Origin of the sequence: Bacillus coahuilensis m4-4 (genome assembly GCF_000171615.1) — a bacterium.
Classification (GTDB): Bacteria; Bacillota; Bacilli; order Bacillales; family Bacillaceae_K; genus Bacillus_T; species Bacillus_T coahuilensis.
In genome coordinates, this window is record NZ_ABFU01000028.3 from 219646 (window position 1) to 238854 (window position 19209).

The following is a 19209-nucleotide window of genomic DNA, read 5'->3' on the forward strand; positions in this document are numbered from 1 at the left end:
TTGACAAAGGTATTACACATAGATAAGATTGAAACTTGAATTCTTCGTTAATCATTAACCTCTAAGGAGGATATAAATGTCAGATTATTTAGTAATTGTGGAATCCCCAGCTAAGGCAAAAACCATAGAAAAATACTTGGGGAAAAAATATAAAGTAAAAGCATCAATGGGACATGTTCGAGATTTACCCAAGAGTCAAATGGGTGTAGATGTTGAGCATAACTTTGAACCAAAGTATATTACCATACGTGGTAAGGGTCCTGTTCTGAAAGAAATAAAGACAGCTGCTAAAAAAGACCAAAAAAATCTTTCTCGCGGCCGATCCAGATCGCGAAGGAGAAGCAATTGCTTGGCATTTAGCTCACTCGTTGGATATAGATATCCATTCAGATTGTCGAGTAGTGTTCAATGAGATCACAAAAGACGCGATTAAAGAATCATTTAAGCACCCGCGTGCTATTAATATGAATTTAGTAGACGCTCAACAAGCAAGACGTGTGCTTGACAGATTAGTAGGCTATAATATTAGTCCGTTATTATGGAAGAAAGTGAAAAAAGGGTTGAGTGCAGGGAGAGTTCAGTCTGTTGCATTAAGATTAATCATCGATCGTGAAAATGAAATCAACGCATTCAAACCAGAGGAATATTGGACATTAGGCGCAGAGTTTAAAAAGGGTAGTGAAGCATTTCATGCCAATTTTTACGGTTTAAATGGAAAGAAAACAGAAATACATTCTGAACAAGAAGTAAAGGAACTACTACAGAAATTAAAAGAAGGATCAGGATATAAAGTAACGAGGGTAGTAAAGAAAGAACGAAAGCGAAATCCATCGCCGTCATTTACGACATCGTCTCTTCAGCAGGAAGCAGCTAGAAAGTTAAACTACAGAGCGAAGAAGACCATGATGCTTGCTCAACAGTTGTATGAGGGGATTGATTTAGGTAAGAAAGAAGGTACAGTCGGTCTTATAACTTATATGAGAACAGACTCTACTAGAATATCTCAAACGGCACAGAATGAATCCAACGAATATATTGTGAGTGAGTACGGAAGTGATTATGCTAAGAAAAGTAGTGGAACAGAGAAGAAACAAGGAAATGCACAGGATGCACATGAAGCCATTCGCCCTACTAGTGTGTTAAGAACGCCTCAATCAATGAAAGAGTATCTATCAAGGGACCAGTTACGCTTGTATAAGCTTATTTGGGAACGGTTTGTTGCGAGTCAAATGTCATCAGCCATTATGGATACGTTAAGCGTTGATATTGTAAACGGAGATGTAATGTTTAGAGCAACGGGATCTAAAGTTAAGTTTCCTGGGTTTATGAAAGTATACGTAGAAGGCAAAGATGATGAAAAAGAAGAAAAAGACAATTGGCTTCCAGAGTTAGTTGAAGGGGATCTAATTGAAGAACATCAATTAGATCCAAAGCAACACTTTACTCAACCACCGCCAAGATTTACGGAGGCAAGGTTAGTAAAAACTCTTGAAGAGCTAGGGATTGGAAGACCATCCACGTATGCTCCTACATTGGACACGATCCAAAAGAGAGGCTATGTATCGCTTGATAATAAGCGTTTTGTTCCAACTGAACTTGGTACAATTGTTCATGAAATCATGAACGAATTCTTCCCTGATATTATTAATGCAGAGTTTACTGCAAGCATGGAACATTCTCTAGATGAAGTGGAAGAAGGAAATAAACAATGGATTTCCATTATAGATGATTTCTATAAGGATTTTGAATCTCATCTGACTAAGGCAGAAGAGGAAATGGAAAAAATAGAAATCAAGCCAGAGTATGCCGGAGAAGATTGTGAAGAATGTGGTCATCCTATGGTATTTAAGATGGGAAGATACGGGAAATTTATGGCGTGCAGTAACTTCCCAGACTGTCGAAATACAAAGGCGATCGTTAAGGAAATTGGTGTGAAATGTCCAACTTGTCATGAAGGAAATATTATCGAACGTAAAAGTAAAAAGAAAAGAATCTTTTACGGGTGTGATCGCTTTCCTGAATGTGAGTTCCTTTCGTGGGATAAGCCAATTGAGAGAAAGTGTCCAAAATGTGAACAACTTTTAGTAGAAAAGAAGCTTAAAAAAGGTGTTCAAGTACAATGTACTAGCTGTGATTATAAAGAAGAAGTACAATCGTAAAGAGTAAGCGTAAGCTTACTCTTTACCTTTGAAAAAAATTGCTGTATCATTAGTTTCTTCTGGCTCATTTCACTCGTAACAATGAATGAATAGCGGTTTTGACCCAAAAAGATAGGTCAGAAATGATCCTATCCTAATCTTTGTTCATTATGTAACATATGAATCTTAATAGTAAGAAAATAATTTGACAATATAGTCTTTACATCTAGGAGGTTTAATAAATATGACGGTTGTAAATGTAATTGGAGCAGGTCTCGCAGGCTCTGAAGCGGCATGGCAATTAGCTTCAAGGGGTGTTTCAGTGAACTTATACGAAATGCGTCCTAAAAAGCAAACTCCCGCTCATCATACGGATAAATTTGCAGAACTAGTTTGCTCCAATAGCTTACGTGCTAATACACTAACCAATGCAGTTGGCGTATTAAAGGAAGAAATGAGAAAGTTGAATTCTGTTATTATTTCTTCTGCTGATGATTGTGCTGTTCCTGCCGGGGGGGCTCTAGCAGTTGACAGACATGAGTTTGCTGCCAAAGTAACAGAAAGGGTAAAACATCACCCAAACGTAACTGTGTACGAAGAAGAAGTAAAGGATATTCCAGAAGGGATTACTATTATTGCTACTGGTCCTTTAACAAGTGAAGCGTTGTCAGAAAAATTACGTACAGTAACAGGTGAAGAGTACCTATATTTTTATGATGCAGCTGCTCCTATTATTGAAAAAGATAGCATAGATATGGATAAAGTCTATTTAAAGTCTCGTTATGATAAAGGGGAGGCTGCTTACTTAAACTGCCCTATGACGGAAGAAGAGTTTAATAGGTTTTACGAAGCATTAATTGCTGCTGAAACAGTACCACTTAAAGAATTTGAAAAAGAAATTTTCTTTGAAGGCTGCATGCCAATTGAGGTTATGGCGTCACGAGGAAAGAAAACCATGTTATTTGGTCCTTTAAAACCTGTTGGTTTAGAAGACCCTAAGACAGGAAAAAGACCTTATGCAGTAGTTCAACTAAGACAAGATGATGCAGCAGGTACACTATATAACCTTGTTGGATTTCAAACACATCTTAAATGGGGACCACAGAAGGAAGTCCTTCAGTTAATACCAGGTCTTGAAAATGCCGAAATTATCCGTTATGGAGTTATGCATAGAAATACGTTTATCAACTCTCCGAAAATACTGAAAAGTACTTATCAGCACAAAGATCGTCCTACCTTATTGTTTGCAGGTCAGATGACAGGAGTAGAAGGGTACGTAGAATCTGCTGCAAGTGGGCTTGTAGCTGGTATTAACGCAGCGAAGTTAGCATTGGGTGAAGAACCTGTTGTTTTTCCAGAGCAAACCGCAATTGGAAGTATGGCCAACTATATCACAACGACAAACGCTAAGAACTTCCAACCAATGAACGCAAACTTTGGATTATTTCCTGCTCTTGATAAGAAAATTAAAAACAAACAAGAGCGTAATGAACAGCACGCAACAAGAGCGTTGGAAACTATTCAGAACTTTATGAAAAGTTTGTAAATAATATTGCAACAATGAATATGGTGTGATAAGATTTAGGGGCTAAAAGAGGGGTATTTTATGAATGAAGAAATCCAATCCTTTCTACAATATTTGCAAATAGAAAAGAATTACTCTCCTTTAACCATTCAGCACTACCAATTAGATTTACATGATTTTGTTTCGTTTTATGCAAAAAGAAGGCATTAATAATATGGTTGATATTGAATATCTTGATGCTAGGCTATACTTGACAGATCTATATGATAAAAAGTATGCCAGATCTACGGTTTCTAGAAAAGTATCTTCGTTAAAGAGTTTTTATAAATTTTTAACAAAGGAAGATAAATTGGATGAAAACCCCTTCTCCTTAGTCTTTCACCCAAAACAAGAGAAGCGGCTGCCTAATTTTTTCTATGAAGAAGAAATTGAGCGTTTGTTTGATGCGTGTAAAGGTGATACTCATAAGGATATTCGTAACTTAGCCTTACTAGAGCTACTTTACGCTACGGGAATACGGGTTAGTGAATGTTCAAATTTATCCTTAAAAGATATTGATTTTTCATTTCATACAGTATTAGTAACAGGAAAAGGGAGAAAGGAACGTTATGTTCCTTTTGGTACATACGCAAGCGAAGCGATTAAACGATATTTAGATCATACTAGGCATGTTCTTGTGAAGGGTGAACATCAACAATTATTTGTAAATTTAAAGGGTGGTCCATTGACCGACAGAGGGATACGACACATATTAAATGATGTAATATCTAGAGCCTCTCTTACACATAAAATTCACCCTCATATGTTGCGTCATACGTTTGCGACACATCTTTTAAGTAATGGTGCGGACTTACGTTCTGTACAGGAACTATTAGGGCATTCTCACTTATCTTCAACACAAACATATACGCATGTGACGAAGGAGCACTTACGAAAAACGTATTTGTCACACCATCCAAGAGCCTAAATTAGGAGGGGAACTATGGAGCAATTTCATGCTACAACAATTTTTGCTGTACAGCATAATGGAAAAAGCGCTATGAGTGGAGATGGTCAAGTTACCTTTGGTAATGCTGTGGTGATGAAGCATACGGCTAGGAAAGTAAGAAAACTATTTCATGATCAAGTACTAGCAGGTTTTGCTGGTTCTGTCGCGGATGCGTTTACGTTATTTGAAAAATTCGAAGCTCGTTTAGAAGAGTACAATGGAAATTTACAACGAGCAGCTGTTGAGCTTGCAAAAGAATGGCGAACGGATCAAGTCCTTCGTAAGCTAGAAGCCATGTTAATTGTCATGAATAAGGAACACATCTATTTAGTATCTGGAACTGGTGAAGTGATTGAGCCTGATGATGGGATACTTGCTATTGGATCAGGTGGAAACTACGCTTTATCTGCTGGTCGAGCTTTAAAGAAGTATTCAGGCGAACATATGACAGCCAAGGAAATTGCCAAGGCTTCTTTAGAAGTAGCCGCTGATATATGTGTATATACCAATCATCAAATAATTCTAGAAGAGTTATAAGGAGTGAGTAGAGTGAATAATAAAGATTTTCGTTTAACTCCTCGTCAAATTGTCGAAAGACTAGATCAGTATATTGTAGGTCAGCAGGATGCAAAACGTTCAGTTGCCGTAGCACTTCGGAATCGATACAGAAGAAGTTTACTTGAAGATTCGTTAAAGGAAGAAATTCACCCTAAAAATATTTTAATGATTGGTCCAACAGGCGTTGGGAAGACAGAAATTGCTCGTCGAATTGCAAAGCTTGTCGGAGCACCGTTTATAAAAGTTGAGGCAACTAAATTCACAGAAGTTGGTTATGTAGGACGAGATGTTGAGTCTATGGTTCGTGACCTCGTTGAAACTTCAGTAAGAATGGTGAAGGAAGAAAAAATCCAAAGTGTAAGAGGACGGGCAGAAGATAACGCAAATAAACGCTTAATTGAGCTACTGGTTCCTTCTAAAAAATCACAGGCATCTTATAAGAATCCTTTTGAAATGATTTTTGGAAATTCTGATTCTGAACCTAAGGAAGAGCCTAAGGAAGATTTTAACTTAGCAGAAAACAGATCCATTGTTGCAGAAAAACTAAAAAATGGTGAGTTGGAAAATGAGTACATCTCCGTTGAAGTGGAAGAACAGCAGCCATCTATGTTTGATATGCTACAGGGTTCGGGAATGGAGCAAATGGGCACAAATTTTCAGGATGCGTTAAGTAACTTTATGCCGAAGAAGAAAAAGAAACGCAGGTTAACGGTTAAAGAGGCAAGAAAAGTTTTAACCAATGAAGAAGCATCTAAGTTAATTGATATGGATGAAGTGACTCAAGAAGCAGTATTTAAAGCTGAGCAAGCAGGTATCATTTTCATTGATGAAATTGATAAGGTTGCGAGTAAATCAAGTAGTTCAAATGCTGATGTATCAAGAGAAGGTGTTCAACGTGATATTTTGCCAATTGTAGAAGGTTCTACGATTGTAACAAAGTACGGCTCTGTTAAAACAGATCATATACTGTTTATTGCTGCTGGTGCATTTCATATCTCTAAACCTTCAGACTTAATTCCTGAACTTCAAGGAAGATTTCCGATAAGAGTAGAATTACAAAAGTTAACAATAGATGATTTTGTGCGGATTCTTGTTGAGCCAGATCAAGCAATAAGTAAGCAATATCAGGCTTTATTATCCACGGAAGGTATACAAATTGAATTTTCTGACGATGCTATTCATAGATTAGCTGAAATTGCATATGAAGTGAATCAGGAAACTGACAACATTGGAGCAAGAAGGCTACACACCATAATGGAAAAGCTTCTAGAGGATCTATCTTTTGAGGCGCCAGATATTACGATGGAAAAAATAGAAATTACGCCAGCTTACGTAAATGAAAAGCTAGGAAAAATAGCAAAAGACAAAGACTTAAGTCAATTTATACTATAAATTTAGCAGTGGTCGAACTAGGAGGAATTAATTATGAATTTATTAGCTAAAACAAAGAAAAATTAACAGCATGCTTCAAAATGCAGCAGGAAAGCCAGTGAACTTTAAAGAAATGTCTGAAACACTCTCTGGAGTAATCGAAGCAAATGTATTTGTTGTTAGTCGTCGTGGAAAACTATTAGGATTTGCAGTAAACCAATTGATCGAAAATGATCGTATGAAGCAAATGTTAGAGGATCGTCAATTCCCGGAGGCTTACACAAATAGTCTATTCAATATTGTTGAAACATCGTCTAACCTTGATATTGAAAGTAAGTATACTGCGTTTCCAGAGGAAAACAAAGAATTATTTAAAAATGGACTTACAACCATCGTTCCAATTATCGGTGGAGGAGAACGTTTAGGTACATTGATCTTAGCTCGATTAGACAGAAGCTTTGAGGATGATGATTTAATTCTAGGTGAGTACGGAGCAACTGTAGTTGGGATGGAAATTCTTCGTGAGAAGGCCGATGAAATTGAAGTAGAAGCAAGAAGTAAAGCTGTCGTACAAATGGCTATTTCTTCTCTATCTTATAGCGAATTAGAAGCGATTGAGCATATCTTTGAAGAATTGGATGGCAATGAAGGTTTATTAGTTGCTAGTAAGATTGCAGACCGTGTTGGTATTACAAGAAGTGTCATTGTAAATGCATTACGTAAACTTGAAAGTGCGGGTGTGATTGAATCTCGTTCTTTAGGTATGAAAGGTACTTATATTAAAGTATTGAATAACAAATTCCTTATTGAGCTAGATAAATTAAAGGCAAACTAATTGTAGAATTGAAAGCTACCAGGAGATTTCTCCTGGTAGCTTTTTTAGGTTGACAGGATATAACCAAATTTTGACCATTCTGCTAGACTATTTCCAATAAACTACAGTAGTAACATTCGATAGATTTGTTACAATTGTAGATGGAACTTGTTGCGGTGGTAATATAAATTTCAAGTAAATTTTTTTAGAATAGAGAGATTTTAATCAGATTTTCTTGTAAAATAGAAGAAACGGTGTCGAAACATGTCAAATTATGTATGAGAATAAAGTCTTATTTCCAAATAATAAGTCTAATTGCTCACAAAAATTCACACTACAAACATAGACAGGATATTACATTAACATTACAATAGTTAGTAATGAAAGAAATGTCATATATTGAATGATTTCGTCAAAAAGGAATGAGAGGTGACGAATGGTGAAGTTGTTTTCTGCAACAACACAATCGTTAGAAGCAGGCTTAAATTATTCAACGGATAAACAAAAAGCAATATCTCAAAATATTGCCAATGTGGATACTCCTAATTACAAAGCAAAAGATGTGAAATTCGAATCATACTTCAAAAAATCAGTGGCTGATATCCAAGCAAATGTAACGAGCGATAAACATATGTCCTTCAAGCCAACAAGTGCGACGGGTACTAGTGCTGCTCCTTATAGTTCAAGTGATTTTATTTATCATCACAATGGAAATGGTGTTGATGTTGATAAAGAGATGGCTGATCTAGCAACGAATCAAATCTACTACAATTCACTAATCCAGCAGTTAAACCACAAATACTCCATGATAACGACAGTAGTGAAAGGAGCAAAATAATTATGTCGATCTTTCAATCTATTAATATATCTACTTCAGCTCTTACTGCTCAAAGGTTGCGAATGGATGTAATCTCTTCAAATGTAGCGAACGCAGATACAACTAGAGGTGAGTATGTTAACGGAGAATGGCAGCCTTACACAAGAAAATCAGTTGTGCTTCAAGAAAACCAAGGGAATTTTTCATCTTTACTAAATCAAGCTAAAAACACAGGCTCTGTTAATGGAGTAGTTGTAAAAGAAATTAAAGAAGATACGGAAACACCATTTAATTTAGTCTTTGATCCTACGCATCCAGACGCAGATGCTGAAGGGTATGTAAAAATGCCAAATGTTGATCCTCTAAGAGAAATGACGGATTTAATATCCGCTACAAGATCTTATGAAGCCAACGTTACGGTAATGAATGCAAACAAAGCGTTGTTAATGAAGTCTCTAGAAATTGGTAAATAGGAGAGGTAGTCTATGTCACTCAATAATATCAATTCGGTCACACAAAATCTTTTTAGTCCGTCTTTACAAAAAATTACTTTAAAAATGGAAGCGTCGAATAACACAAGCTTTGCTTCAATGCTTCAAGATTCCATAAACAATGTTAGTAAACTTGAAAACAGTCTGATGTTCTTACTAATAAGCTAATAAATGGAGAGAAAGTAGAACTCCATGAAGTGATGGTAGCCTCACAAAAAGCAACCATAGCTCTTCAAACGACTGTTGAAGTTCGAAATAAAGTGGTCGAGGCCTATCAAGAAATTATGAGAATGCAAATGTAGGGATTAGACATTAAACTGCCTAGAATCTACAGTAAACCGGGGGATTGTAATGAACGAGACTATACAGAAATACAAAAGCTCATTAACGGGCTTCTGGAATACAAGATCGAAAAGCCAAAAGTGGACAATGGGAATTGTCGTACTTTTAACCATACTATTAATTGTGGCAGTTACGTTCTTCTCAACGAGAACGGCACTGGTCCCCTTATATTCTAATCTATCTCCAGCTGAAACAGGTTCTATAAAGGAGAGCTTAGATAGTAAAGGGATTACCTCAGAAATAAGTGAGGGAGGAACGACCATACTCGTTCCAACAGAAATGGTTGACACGCTAAAAGTTCAACTTGCATCTGAAGGATTACCGAAAACAGGGAGTATTGACTATTCTTTCTTTAGTCAAAATGCTGGCTTTGGCATGACAGATAATGAGTTTAATGTTTTAAAATTAGACGCGATGCAAACAGAGCTGGCTCTATTAATTAAGAGTATAGAAGGAGTGCAAGATGCTAGTGTCATGATCTCCCTTCCTGAACAAGGGATTTTTGTTAACGATCAAACCCAACAAGCATCTGCATCGATTGTGTTACAAACACAACCAGGTTATCAATTTGAGCAATCTCAAATTTCGGGATTATATAATCTTGTGTCAAAGAGTGTCCCGAACCTTCCTACTGATAATATCGTCATTATGAATCAATTTTTTGAGTACTTTGAACTAGAAAATGTAAATAATTCCTCATTTGCTGGGAATATTTCTTCGCAAATGGATGTGAAGAAGCAAATTGAACGAGACATCCAGCAACAGGTACAAAGTATGCTTGGCACTTTGATCGGATTTAATAAAGTGGTTGTATCAGTTTCCACTGATATTGACTTTACCCAAGAAGCTAGAGAAGAAAACCTAGTTGTACCAGTTGATGAAGAAAATTTAGAAGGTATTACGATGAGCGCCCAAAGAATCACCGAAACTTTTACTGGTGAAGGTGCGAATGCTGCTGGAGGAGTTCCTGCAGGAGAAGATCCTGCTGATTCATTAGGTACAACGTATGTAGGTTCCACAGATGGTGATGGAGATTATGAACGTATTGAAGAAACAATGAACTATGAAGTAAGTAGAGTCATGAAAGAAATTGTAGAAAGTCCATATAAAGTGAGAGACATAGGAATCCAAGTAATGGTAGAGCCACCAACACCTGATGACCCTACTTCTCTTCCACTAGAAACTCAAGATGATATCACACAAATTCTTTCAACTATTATTAGAACGTCTATTGATAAAGAAAGTAATCCCGATTTGACACCAGAAGCGATAGAACAAAAAGTAGTAGTTTCTGTTGCAGAATTTAATGGAAAGCAAGAATTTACATCCACAAATATACCAGCTATACCATGGTGGGTGTATGTTATTGGTGGAATTTTATTGGCTGTTATTATTCTGTTAATCTTCATGATTGTTCGTTCTCGAAAGAATAACATTGAGGAAGAACTTGAATATGAAGAGCCTGTTAGAATTAGTATTCCGGATGTAAATGAAGAAAAGGAATCTGAAACGACAGTTCGTAAGAAACAGTTGGAAAAAATGGCAAGAGATAAACCAGAAGAATTCGCAAAATTATTAAGAACATGGATGACGGAAGAATAGGAGGAGAAAAATGGCTACTAAAAAACAAGGTCTTTCAGGTAAACAGAAAGCAGCCGTTCTTCTTATCTCACTAGGTCCTGATGTTGCCGCATCTGTATATAAACACCTAACTGAAGAAGAAATGGAAAAATTAACACTAGAAATATCAAGCGTCAAAAAAGTAGAGCATGGTGAGAAAGAAGATATTATGGAAGAATTCCATAATATTGCTCTTGCTCAGAATTATATCTCACAAGGCGGTATTGGGTATGCCAAGCAGGTACTAGAAAAGGCAATTGGTAGTGAAGAAGCATCCAATATCATTAATCGACTCACTAGCTCTTTGCAGGTTAAACCATTTGACTTTGCCCGAAAAGCAGAGCCAGGGCAAATTCTAAATTTTATTCAAAATGAACACCCGCAAACGATTGCTCTTATCCTTTCATACCTTGATTCTCAACAAGCGGGACAAATATTATCGGAGTTACCTCAAGAAGTTCAAGCTGATATTGCAAGACGCATAGCCGTTATGGATAGTACTTCGCCTGAAGTTATTAACGAGGTAGAGTCTATACTTGAGCGGAACCTATCCGCTACTGTCACACAAGATTACACTCAAACAGGTGGAATAGAAACAGTAGTTGAAGTATTAAATGGTGTAGACCGTGCTACTGAAAAAACTATACTGGATGCTCTCGAAATTCAAGACCCAGAGCTTGCTGAAGAAATTAAAAAGAGAATGTTTGTATTTGAAGATATTGTTACCCTTGATAATCGATCCATTCAACGTGTTATTAGAGACTGTGAAAACGAAGATTTACTTCTATCACTTAAAGTTTCTAGTGATGAAGTGAAAGAAGTTGTATTTACTAACTTGTCACAGCGTATGGCAGAAACCTTTAAAGAAGAGATGGAACTTATGGGGCCTGTACGTTTACGTGATGTAGAAGAAGCTCAATCTCGTATCGTTGCGATAATACGAAGACTTGAAGATGCTGGTGAAATTATCATTGCTCGTGGTGGAGGAGATGACATCATTGTCTAGAGTAATAAAATCCATTCAAGCCCAAAATGAATCTACGGATAAAAAAACGATTCAATTGAAGATGATTCACACAGAGAATTCACTAAATACGCTACAAAAACAATCTCAAGATATTGAAGAGCTTACTCGACATGCTATAAATGAGGCGAATGATATAAAACATCAAGCACAGCATGAATTAGAACAAGCTCGTGAAGAAATTGACCAGATGAGACAAGCTTTAGAAATAGAGAGAAACAATTTATTTGAATCAACTAAATTAGAAGCTTATCAAATCGGATTCAATGAAGGGCGAGATGAAGCACAACGACAATATAGTCAATATATACAAGAAGCAATTGACGTGGTGAATGAAACAAAAAAGAAAATTTCATCAACATGTTCAAAAAGGTGAAGAAGTTATTCTAGAACTGGGAATTGAAGCTGCACGAAAAATTATCGGGCATCAATTAGAGCAGGATTCTACAGAATTTATTTCTATAGTTAAAACCGGATTGAAAGAGGCAAGAGAAATGGATGAAATTCAAATTCATGTTCATCCTACTCAGTACTCTTTAGTTAGTAGCTTTGATGAAGATTTAAAGAGGTCATTCCCACCACATGTTCATATTTACTTTTATCCTAATGACGAATTGGGTGCTGATGAGTGTTACTTAGAATCAAAACAGGGACGCATAATGGTGAGTGTAGATTCTCAACTTGAAGAATTACGTCGTCAACTATTTGAGCTACTCGAGAGGGATTCGCATTGAATACAAAAGAACTGATCACAAAGATACCTGAATTAAATTCATATAAACGTTTTGGTAGAGTAAAAAGAGTGGTTGGGTTAATGATAGAGTCTCAAGGTCCTGAAAGTGCCATAGGTGATGTGTGCAAAATTCATATTCGTAAAGGGAAATCAGGTTCCCAAATTATTAAAGCAGAAGTAGTAGGCTTCCAACATGATATGGTGTTATTGATGCCATATTCTACTATCAGTGATATTGCACCTGGGTCTTTAGTAGAGGGGACAGGAGAAGCTCTAAAAGTAAAGATTGGAAAAGGATTAATTGGATCCGTATTAGATTCTCTTGGAAATCCACTTGATGGATCAGATTTACCCAAAGGTCTATCATCCACATCTGTTGAAAACATGCCTCCTAATCCTTTAACAAGACCTACTATAAGCGAACCATTAGAGGTTGGAGTAAGAGCTATTGACACAATGTTAACTATAGGTAAAGGGCAACGCGTAGGTATTTTTGCAGGAAGTGGTGTTGGAAAAAGTACTCTTCTGGGAATGATTGCGAGAAATACAAAAGCTGATATCAACATTATCGCTTTAATAGGCGAGCGAGGTCGTGAGGTGCGAGAATTTATAGAACGTGATCTAGGACCGGAGGGTTTATCTCGTTCAATTGTTATTGCTGCAACGTCTGATCAACCCGCTTTAATGCGTATTAAAGGTGCATTTACAGCAACGGCAATTGCAGAATATTTTCGAGACCAAGGAATGAATGTCATGTTAATGATGGACTCGGTTACACGTGTAGCAATGGCTCAACGGGAAGTAGGATTAGCCGTAGGAGAGCCTCCAGCTACAAAGGGGTATACACCTTCCGTCTTTGCCATATTACCAAAGTTATTAGAACGAACGGGTACAAACCATTTAGGTACGATTACAGCATTTTATACCGTATTGGTTGATGGTGATGATATGAATGAGCCTATTGCTGATACGACGAGAGGTATATTGGATGGACATATTGTTCTAGATCGTGAAATTGCGAATAGAGGGCAGTACCCTGCTATCAATATTTTAAAGAGTGTCAGCCGTCTAATGAATCATCTTGCTGAAAATGGTCACAAAGAATCTGCAAATAAGATAAGAAATTTGTTAAGCACGTATGAAAAATCAGAAGACTTGATTAATATAGGTGCCTATAAAAAAGGGACTTCACCTGAGATTGATGAGGCAATCTTGTATTTTCCTTCTATCTTATCTTTCTTAAAGCAGGGTACACATGAGCCGATTAGTCAGAAACAAAGCATAGAACAAATTATCAACTTAGCAAACAAAGGTGGATTCTAATGAAATCCTTTGATTTTCGTTTCGAAAAAGTTCTCACGATAAAAGAAAGAGAAAAAGAAGAAGTTTTTCCACTTACCAAGAATCAATCAAACAATTCCAAGAAGTGGCCGAAAAATTATATGAACTTTTAAAAAAGAAAGAAGATCTTATAGATTATCAAGAGAAGCAGTTACAGATTGGAATAGCTGTGCAGTCGATTAGACAACACTCAAGTTTCTTAACTAACTTAGAGAAATCTATCTCGTATTATCAAGAACGAGTTATCCAAGCAAGAAATAGGATGACTTGGTTTGAACAAAAAATTAGCTGAAAAGAATATTGAAGTGAAGCAATATGAAAAGATGAAAGAAAAAGCCTTTCACCAATATGTTAAAGTTCAAAATTATGAAGAAACGAAACAATTGGATGAACTTGCCATGATGCAATTTGGTAAAGGGGCTTGGAGGTGAAGATATGGCCAAGAAACAAAAAGAAGAGCAGGAAAAGTCATATGGTGTTCTTCAGTGGATTCTTCTAATGGTCATCATACCTACTCTGTTTACAGTAGTTGTTGCTTTTGGAATAGCTACACTGCTAGATATTAATGTGTTTGAAGAAACAAAAAAGCTTGGCGAAAAGATTCCGGTTATAGGAAATGTAATAGGCGGCTCTGGTCCCTCAGAGGAAGAATTGAAGCTTTCACTCTCTTCATTACAAGGTGAGATGAAAAATAAGGAAGCTGAAGTAACGAAATTACAAACTCAAATAGATAGGCAGTTAGCTGAAATTGATCAACTCCTGTTAGATAAAAAACAGCTTAGTATTCAAATTGAAGAGTTAAGTCAGCTTCAAGAAGAAAACAAAAGAGCATTTGATGAAATCGTTAGTACGTACGAAACGATGTCTGCTAAAAGTGCTGCAGGTATATTAGTAGAAATGAATGAAGATGAAGCATTAACAATACTTTCAAAAGTAAAACCCTCTGTATTGAGTAAGATCTTAGAAAAAATGCCGGCAGAAAATGCAGCTGTTTTTACAGAAAAATTAGCTGTGAATACTGCTCCTTAAATCTGAAAGGAGGTGATCATTTGAATCTTGGCGCCATTCACAGCTTAGTACGATCACAAGGCGGAAGTCAGGGAACGATGACTGAAAGCCAAACCGCTCATTCATTTTTATCGTTGCTAAGTCCATTGACGTTTCATCAAAGCAACCCTTCATCAACATCTGAAGAGGCAATAACAAGTGCTCCGAAACAAGAATCTCTCTTGTTGGAGAAAATGGAGGAAGCTTTGACTTCTGGTAAGCTAACAGATAAAACGGTTGAGGAGTTAGTCAACAGTGAAAACTTTTTAGTAGATTTGAGTAACCTTTTGGATGTTCCATTCAAACAAATTGAACGTTCTTTTAATGGCTTGGTAGAGAAGTTGAAACAATCCTTACCAAAGGACGTAGCGAAAGATTTACAAGAACAGACGACCTATACTTCTAGTGACATCCTTCCTTTCATTGAAACGTTAATGATCAGTGATGAATCATGGACTTCAATGACAAAGGCAGATGTAGAAATTGCTTTTGTTTTCTCAAAATTGTGGGCAAGTCTAGAATGGAGTAATAAAGATTCTTCACCTTATGTTTCAAGTAAAGGACAAATACCTGTTGAAAAAGTGATGAAGTTTCTTGCATTTTTTGAAAATGGGTCAACAAAAGATTCTTTAATAAAATCCAATGGACCATTAAAAGATAGTATTCCTTCTTTTCAAGTTTCTTCTACGAATTTACAGGCGATCCATCCTCGTAAATTTATAAATGAAGGAATGGATGGACAGAAACAACTCATTCCAGGGCTAGATACTAGTAAAGTGGATGTGAATAAAGTTGGAGGAATATCCTTTACAGTTGGGAATGCAAATCAACCACAGCCGTCTACTTATCATTTATTTACTCAAGCTACAGAAAGCCCTGCTGGGAAAGAACAGCTTGCCAATGAATTAGTATCCATTTTAAAACGTTCAACTATGATTCAATCTCAAAATGGACAAAAGCTGCTAATTAAGTTATATCCAGAGGAGCTCGGTAGTTTACGTGTGGAATTATTCCAAAAAGATGGTGTGTTGACTGCAAGAATCCTTGCTAGTACAGGTGCTGCAAAAGAATTATTAGATTCACAGCTACAAAACTTGAAGCATTCTCTACAACAACAAAATGTTCAGATTGAGAAATTAGAGGTCGTTCAAGCTTTATCTGAACAATCAAAGTTAAACAAAGAAGATCAACACCAACAATCTAAACAGCAGCAGACAGAACAAACAAAAAAAAGAAACAAATAAATGAATCAGAGGAATCTAATGGCAGCTTTGAAGAGTTTCTAGCTCTAGAAGTGTAAGGGGGAGACAAATGAGTATTTCAATAGATTCTAATTTATTACTGAGTACTTACCAAAATGAACAAAGACAAGTGGATAATAAATTAGGTCAGGATGCATTTATGAAAATATTAATGGCAGAGCTTCAGAATCAAGACCCAATGAATCCAATGCAAGATAAAGATTTTATTGCGCAACTTGCCACATTTTCTCAGTTGGAAGAGCTAACAGGTATGTCGGATTCCCTTGATTCCATGAATGCTATCCAACAACAAAACCAATTATTATCTTTTCAACCTTTGTTGGTAAAGAAGTGAAGTGGCACAAAATTGAGGAATCAGAATCTGGTGATATGGAAATTTTAGAAGGTGCTGGGAAAATCACTGGGATAAAGTTCACAGGGGAGACAGTAGAATTTACACTAGAGGACGGTACCATTCTACTACCCGAGAATATTAGTGAATTAAAGAGTCCACAAGTAGGTAACTCATTAGTAGAAGCAAGTAATTTAATAGGTAAAAGCGTAACATGGCTTGGCGAAAATGAAGAACAGCTTTCATCTATAGTGAGTTCAGTTAGCCAGAAAGATGGAGAAATCTATATTCATACAAAGGATTCTCAAAAAATTAAAGCAAGTGATTTAGTGACAATAGAATAATAGAGAGGTGTGGTAGTTTGGATAAAGATTATTCAAAAATCATCCAATCGCCCCCTATTACGTCAAAAAAACCTATACCTGCTAATGCTAGTGTGAAAACATACAAGGTACCTTTTTCACATCAACTAGAACAAGCCATACAATCGTCTAACGAGCTAATATTAAGTAAACATGCTAAAGAGCGAATCGCAAATAGAGGGATTACAATAACCGATGATCAGTGGAAAAACATTCAAAGTAAAGTGAATGAAGCCCGGTCTATGGGAGTAAAGGAATCATTAGTACTATTAGAAGAAGCAGCTCTTATTGTAAGTACGAAAAATAAAACGGTTATTACAGCATTAAACCGCCAAGAAGCATCATCTCAAATTTTCACTAATATAGACGGAACAATTGTCATTTAAATTATATGTTGGCTGGACCTTTAAAAGGAAGCCTATTGCTGCGGATTGATTGAAGCAGCTTAAATGAAAGGGGAAAAAACATGTTACGTTCAATGTATTCTGGGATTAGTGGTATGAAAAATGCTCAAACAAAGCTTGATGTTATTGGAAACAATATCGCCAATGTAAATACTTATGGATTTAAAAAAGGTCGTGTAACCTTTCAAGATTTAATGAACCAGACGATGTCAGGTGCAACCACTCCAACTGAAAATCGTGGAGGACAAAATGCCAAGCAAATTGGTCTTGGTGGAACAATTGCCTCTATAGATATTATTTCTACTCAAGGAAGTCTTCAAACGACTGGAAGATCATTAGATGTTGCCATTTCGGGTGATGGTTACTTTGTTGTGAGAAATGGTCAAAATGAAATGTACACTCGCGCAGGGAACTTTTATCTAGATTCAAACGGTAGTCTTGTAGATGGAAATGGAAATTTAATTCAAGGGTATCAGGCTGATGCTAACGGTGTGATAGATTACGGAGGAATGACAGATATCGTTATTGATTCAGACTCCACCATGGCTCCAAGATCCACATCTGAGGTGACGTTTAATGGGAATTTAAAAGCGAGTGCTCCCATTTATGATGCAACCAACGCTACTACTCAAGCAGCTACAGCCGATGGAAGAGTAACCGTTGATTATTCCGTAAAAGATTCTCTTGGTTCAGATATTCCTTTAAAAGTAACCTTTACCAAAACAGCTAGTAATTCATGGGATACAACCATCTCCTATACAGATACTTTAGGAGCTACTCAGACTATTACAGGACCTGCACTGAGTTTCTCTTCTGATGGAAAACTAGATCCTGCCACGGTGACAACCTTAGCAAACATTAATTTACCAGTGAACAACATTAATCCTGGAGCGGTTTCACCACAAGCAATTGATATTGATTTTGCTCAAATTACTCAATTTGATAGCTCCACTTCTGCCAATATTAATACCATTAATGGGAACTCTGAAGGATATTTAGAAAGCTTTACCATTTCTTCCTCCGGAGAAATTAATGGGATATACTCAAACGGAGAGGTTCAAGCGATAAGCCAACTAGTAATGGCTACCTTCTCAAATGCAGGTGGACTATTAAGTCAAGGTGGTAACACGTTTACTGCTTCGAATAACTCTGGACTACCAAATTACGGGATTGCAAATGAGGGACGCGGAGCCATTCAATCAGGTTCATTAGAGATGTCAAACGTAGATTTATCTGAAGAGTTTACGGAAATGATTACGGCGCAGCGTTCTTTCCAAGCGAATACTCGAATCATCACAACTTCTGATGAAATTCTTCAAGAATTAGTTAATCTAAAACGATAACAAGGAGAATGGGCTAAGTCTTTAGCCCTTACTTACTATGATTGAAGTAACAAGATTAAACGGTACAAGTTTTCATTTAAACGCTGCGTATATCGAAACAATTGAAGCTTTACCTGATACGACAATCTTACTAACTAATGGAAGGAAATATGTAGTAAGAGAGTCGGAAGAAGATATTTTGAATAAAGTTGAAAGCTTTTACTTAAAGACTCCTTTTTTTAACACAGTGAAAGTGAGGGATGAAGGTGAATAACAAGCTAGTCCGAATGATGCTCATAATCCTAGTGCTAATCACTTTACTTGGTGCTGTTACGTTCGTCGTGCTATGGAAATTGTCTGATAATGGTGAAGCCGCAGAATCAGAACCTTCAATAGATGAAATTCTTGAATACTCAGTGGATATTCCAGAGTTAACAACCAACCTACTGAGCAACAATGATTTTATCCGTATATCATTTAAAATTCAAACAGATAGTAAAAAGGCTAAAGAAGAATTGGAAAAACGAAATTTTCAAGTGAACGACATCATAATTGAAGAAATGTCTGAATTAACATCAGATGAAATTCGTGGTAAAGACGGTAAAAGAAATATAGAGGATACTATAAAGACGAAATTAAACAGCTTGATGCAAGAGGGGAAAATTGAGAAAGTCTATATCACCTCCTGGGTAATACAATAGCTGAACTTTAAATGGTAT

Annotated in this window: 21 protein-coding genes and 3 pseudogenes; all 24 read left to right on the forward strand. The window is 36.6% G+C overall.

Annotated features, from left to right (window positions below; translation table 11 throughout):
- Positions 1 to 76: 76 nt before the first annotated feature.
- Positions 77 to 2159, forward strand: a pseudogene (gene topA, locus M44_RS21285) (type I DNA topoisomerase).
- A 217-nt stretch (positions 2160 to 2376) separates the two neighbouring features.
- Positions 2377 to 3684 (forward strand): FADH(2)-oxidizing methylenetetrahydrofolate--tRNA-(uracil(54)-C(5))-methyltransferase TrmFO, encoded by a 1308-nt coding sequence (trmFO, locus tag M44_RS07405; RefSeq protein WP_029326781.1) that lies wholly within the window; start codon positions 2377 to 2379, stop codon positions 3682 to 3684.
- A gap of 60 nt (positions 3685 to 3744) precedes the next feature.
- Positions 3745 to 4630 (forward strand): annotated as a pseudogene (gene xerC / locus M44_RS21290) (tyrosine recombinase XerC).
- 15 nt (positions 4631 to 4645) lie between these two features.
- Complete coding sequence (gene hslV / locus M44_RS07415; protein WP_010172454.1) at positions 4646 to 5188, forward strand: ATP-dependent protease subunit HslV; 543 nt, start codon at positions 4646 to 4648, stop codon at positions 5186 to 5188.
- 12 nt (positions 5189 to 5200) lie between these two features.
- Positions 5201 to 6601, forward strand: coding sequence for an HslU--HslV peptidase ATPase subunit (gene hslU / locus M44_RS07420; RefSeq protein ID WP_010172457.1), 1401 nt, complete (start codon positions 5201 to 5203; stop codon positions 6599 to 6601).
- 70 nt (positions 6602 to 6671) lie between these two features.
- Positions 6672 to 7415: a GTP-sensing pleiotropic transcriptional regulator CodY gene (gene codY, locus M44_RS07425; protein ID WP_010172459.1), complete on the forward strand. Its 744-nt coding sequence runs from the start codon at positions 6672 to 6674 to the stop codon at positions 7413 to 7415.
- 418 nt (positions 7416 to 7833) lie between these two features.
- The gene (flgB, locus tag M44_RS07430) at positions 7834 to 8232 is read left to right on the forward strand and encodes a flagellar basal body rod protein FlgB (protein ID WP_029326783.1); all 399 of its coding nucleotides are present in this window, start codon (positions 7834 to 7836) and stop codon (positions 8230 to 8232) included.
- Positions 8233 to 8234: 2 nt separating this feature from the next.
- Positions 8235 to 8684, forward strand: coding sequence for a flagellar basal body rod protein FlgC (gene flgC, locus M44_RS07435; RefSeq protein WP_010172462.1), 450 nt, complete (start codon positions 8235 to 8237; stop codon positions 8682 to 8684).
- Between the two features lie 12 nt (positions 8685 to 8696).
- Positions 8697 to 9004, forward strand: a pseudogene (gene fliE / locus M44_RS30210) (flagellar hook-basal body complex protein FliE).
- Between the two features lie 49 nt (positions 9005 to 9053).
- Positions 9054 to 10646: a flagellar basal-body MS-ring/collar protein FliF gene (gene fliF, locus M44_RS07450; RefSeq protein ID WP_029326784.1), complete on the forward strand. Its 1593-nt coding sequence runs from the start codon at positions 9054 to 9056 to the stop codon at positions 10644 to 10646.
- A gap of 10 nt (positions 10647 to 10656) precedes the next feature.
- Positions 10657 to 11670: a flagellar motor switch protein FliG gene (gene fliG, locus M44_RS07455; RefSeq protein WP_010172470.1), complete on the forward strand. Its 1014-nt coding sequence runs from the start codon at positions 10657 to 10659 to the stop codon at positions 11668 to 11670.
- Positions 11663 to 12064, forward strand: coding sequence for a FliH/SctL family protein (locus tag M44_RS07460; RefSeq protein ID WP_010172472.1), 402 nt, complete (start codon positions 11663 to 11665; stop codon positions 12062 to 12064). The genes fliG and M44_RS07460 overlap by 8 nt, the downstream gene beginning before the upstream one ends.
- Positions 12021 to 12422, forward strand: coding sequence for a FliH/SctL family protein (locus M44_RS07465; protein ID WP_010172474.1), 402 nt, complete (start codon positions 12021 to 12023; stop codon positions 12420 to 12422). The genes M44_RS07460 and M44_RS07465 overlap by 44 nt, the downstream gene beginning before the upstream one ends.
- Entirely contained in the window at positions 12419 to 13744 is a 1326-nt protein-coding gene (fliI, locus tag M44_RS07470) for a flagellar protein export ATPase FliI (protein WP_010172476.1), read from the forward strand. Before M44_RS07465 ends, fliI begins: the two co-directional genes overlap by 4 nt.
- 103 nt (positions 13745 to 13847) lie before the next feature.
- Complete coding sequence (locus tag M44_RS28770) at positions 13848 to 14054, forward strand: flagellar export protein FliJ (protein WP_010172480.1); 207 nt, start codon at positions 13848 to 13850, stop codon at positions 14052 to 14054.
- A complete protein-coding gene (locus M44_RS28775) occupies positions 14035 to 14193 on the forward strand; it encodes a flagellar FliJ family protein (RefSeq protein ID WP_010172482.1) in 159 nt (52 codons plus the stop codon). Before M44_RS28770 ends, M44_RS28775 begins: the two co-directional genes overlap by 20 nt.
- A 4-nt stretch (positions 14194 to 14197) precedes the next feature.
- Complete coding sequence (locus M44_RS07485; RefSeq protein WP_010172484.1) at positions 14198 to 14791, forward strand: MotE family protein; 594 nt, start codon at positions 14198 to 14200, stop codon at positions 14789 to 14791.
- A 20-nt stretch (positions 14792 to 14811) separates the two neighbouring features.
- Positions 14812 to 16053 carry a flagellar hook-length control protein FliK gene (locus M44_RS24990; protein WP_010172486.1) on the forward strand — a complete coding sequence of 414 codons (1242 nt, stop codon included), beginning with the start codon at positions 14812 to 14814 and terminating at the stop codon, positions 16051 to 16053.
- A 67-nt stretch (positions 16054 to 16120) separates the two neighbouring features.
- Positions 16121 to 16405: a flagellar hook assembly protein FlgD gene (locus M44_RS28010; protein WP_010172488.1), complete on the forward strand. Its 285-nt coding sequence runs from the start codon at positions 16121 to 16123 to the stop codon at positions 16403 to 16405.
- On the forward strand, positions 16402 to 16746 hold the full coding sequence (locus M44_RS28015; protein WP_010172490.1) for a hypothetical protein: 345 nt from the start codon (positions 16402 to 16404) through the stop codon (positions 16744 to 16746). The genes M44_RS28010 and M44_RS28015 overlap by 4 nt, the downstream gene beginning before the upstream one ends.
- A gap of 17 nt (positions 16747 to 16763) precedes the next feature.
- Positions 16764 to 17150, forward strand: coding sequence for a TIGR02530 family flagellar biosynthesis protein (locus M44_RS07500; RefSeq protein WP_010172492.1), 387 nt, complete (start codon positions 16764 to 16766; stop codon positions 17148 to 17150).
- Between the two features lie 80 nt (positions 17151 to 17230).
- Entirely contained in the window at positions 17231 to 18511 is a 1281-nt protein-coding gene (gene flgF, locus M44_RS07505) for a flagellar basal-body rod protein FlgF (protein WP_010172493.1), read from the forward strand.
- A 37-nt stretch (positions 18512 to 18548) separates the two neighbouring features.
- Positions 18549 to 18764 (forward strand): flagellar FlbD family protein, encoded by a 216-nt coding sequence (locus tag M44_RS07510; protein WP_010172494.1) that lies wholly within the window; start codon positions 18549 to 18551, stop codon positions 18762 to 18764.
- Positions 18751 to 19191: a flagellar basal body-associated protein FliL gene (fliL, locus tag M44_RS07515; protein ID WP_029326785.1), complete on the forward strand. Its 441-nt coding sequence runs from the start codon at positions 18751 to 18753 to the stop codon at positions 19189 to 19191. Before M44_RS07510 ends, fliL begins: the two co-directional genes overlap by 14 nt.
- Positions 19192 to 19209: the final 18 nt, after the last annotated feature.

Excerpts from the sequence above, each read along its gene's own strand:
- hslV (WP_010172454.1), top strand. The coding sequence starts at position 4,646 with ATGGAGCAATTTCATGCTACAACAATTTTTGCTGTACAGCATAATGGA.
- codY (WP_010172459.1), top strand. The coding sequence starts at position 6,672 with ATGCTTCAAAATGCAGCAGGAAAGCCAGTGAACTTTAAAGAAATGTCT.
- flgC (WP_010172462.1), top strand. The coding sequence starts at position 8,235 with ATGTCGATCTTTCAATCTATTAATATATCTACTTCAGCTCTTACTGCT.
- fliF (WP_029326784.1), top strand. The coding sequence starts at position 9,054 with ATGAACGAGACTATACAGAAATACAAAAGCTCATTAACGGGCTTCTGG.
- fliG (WP_010172470.1), top strand. The coding sequence starts at position 10,657 with ATGGCTACTAAAAAACAAGGTCTTTCAGGTAAACAGAAAGCAGCCGTT.
- M44_RS07465 (WP_010172474.1), top strand. The coding sequence starts at position 12,021 with ATGAAACAAAAAAGAAAATTTCATCAACATGTTCAAAAAGGTGAAGAA.
- M44_RS07485 (WP_010172484.1), top strand. The coding sequence starts at position 14,198 with ATGGCCAAGAAACAAAAAGAAGAGCAGGAAAAGTCATATGGTGTTCTT.
- M44_RS28010 (WP_010172488.1), top strand. The coding sequence starts at position 16,121 with ATGAGTATTTCAATAGATTCTAATTTATTACTGAGTACTTACCAAAAT.
- flgF (WP_010172493.1), top strand. The coding sequence starts at position 17,231 with ATGTTACGTTCAATGTATTCTGGGATTAGTGGTATGAAAAATGCTCAA.
- M44_RS07510 (WP_010172494.1), top strand. The coding sequence starts at position 18,549 with ATGATTGAAGTAACAAGATTAAACGGTACAAGTTTTCATTTAAACGCT.
- fliL (WP_029326785.1), top strand. The coding sequence starts at position 18,751 with ATGAAGGTGAATAACAAGCTAGTCCGAATGATGCTCATAATCCTAGTG.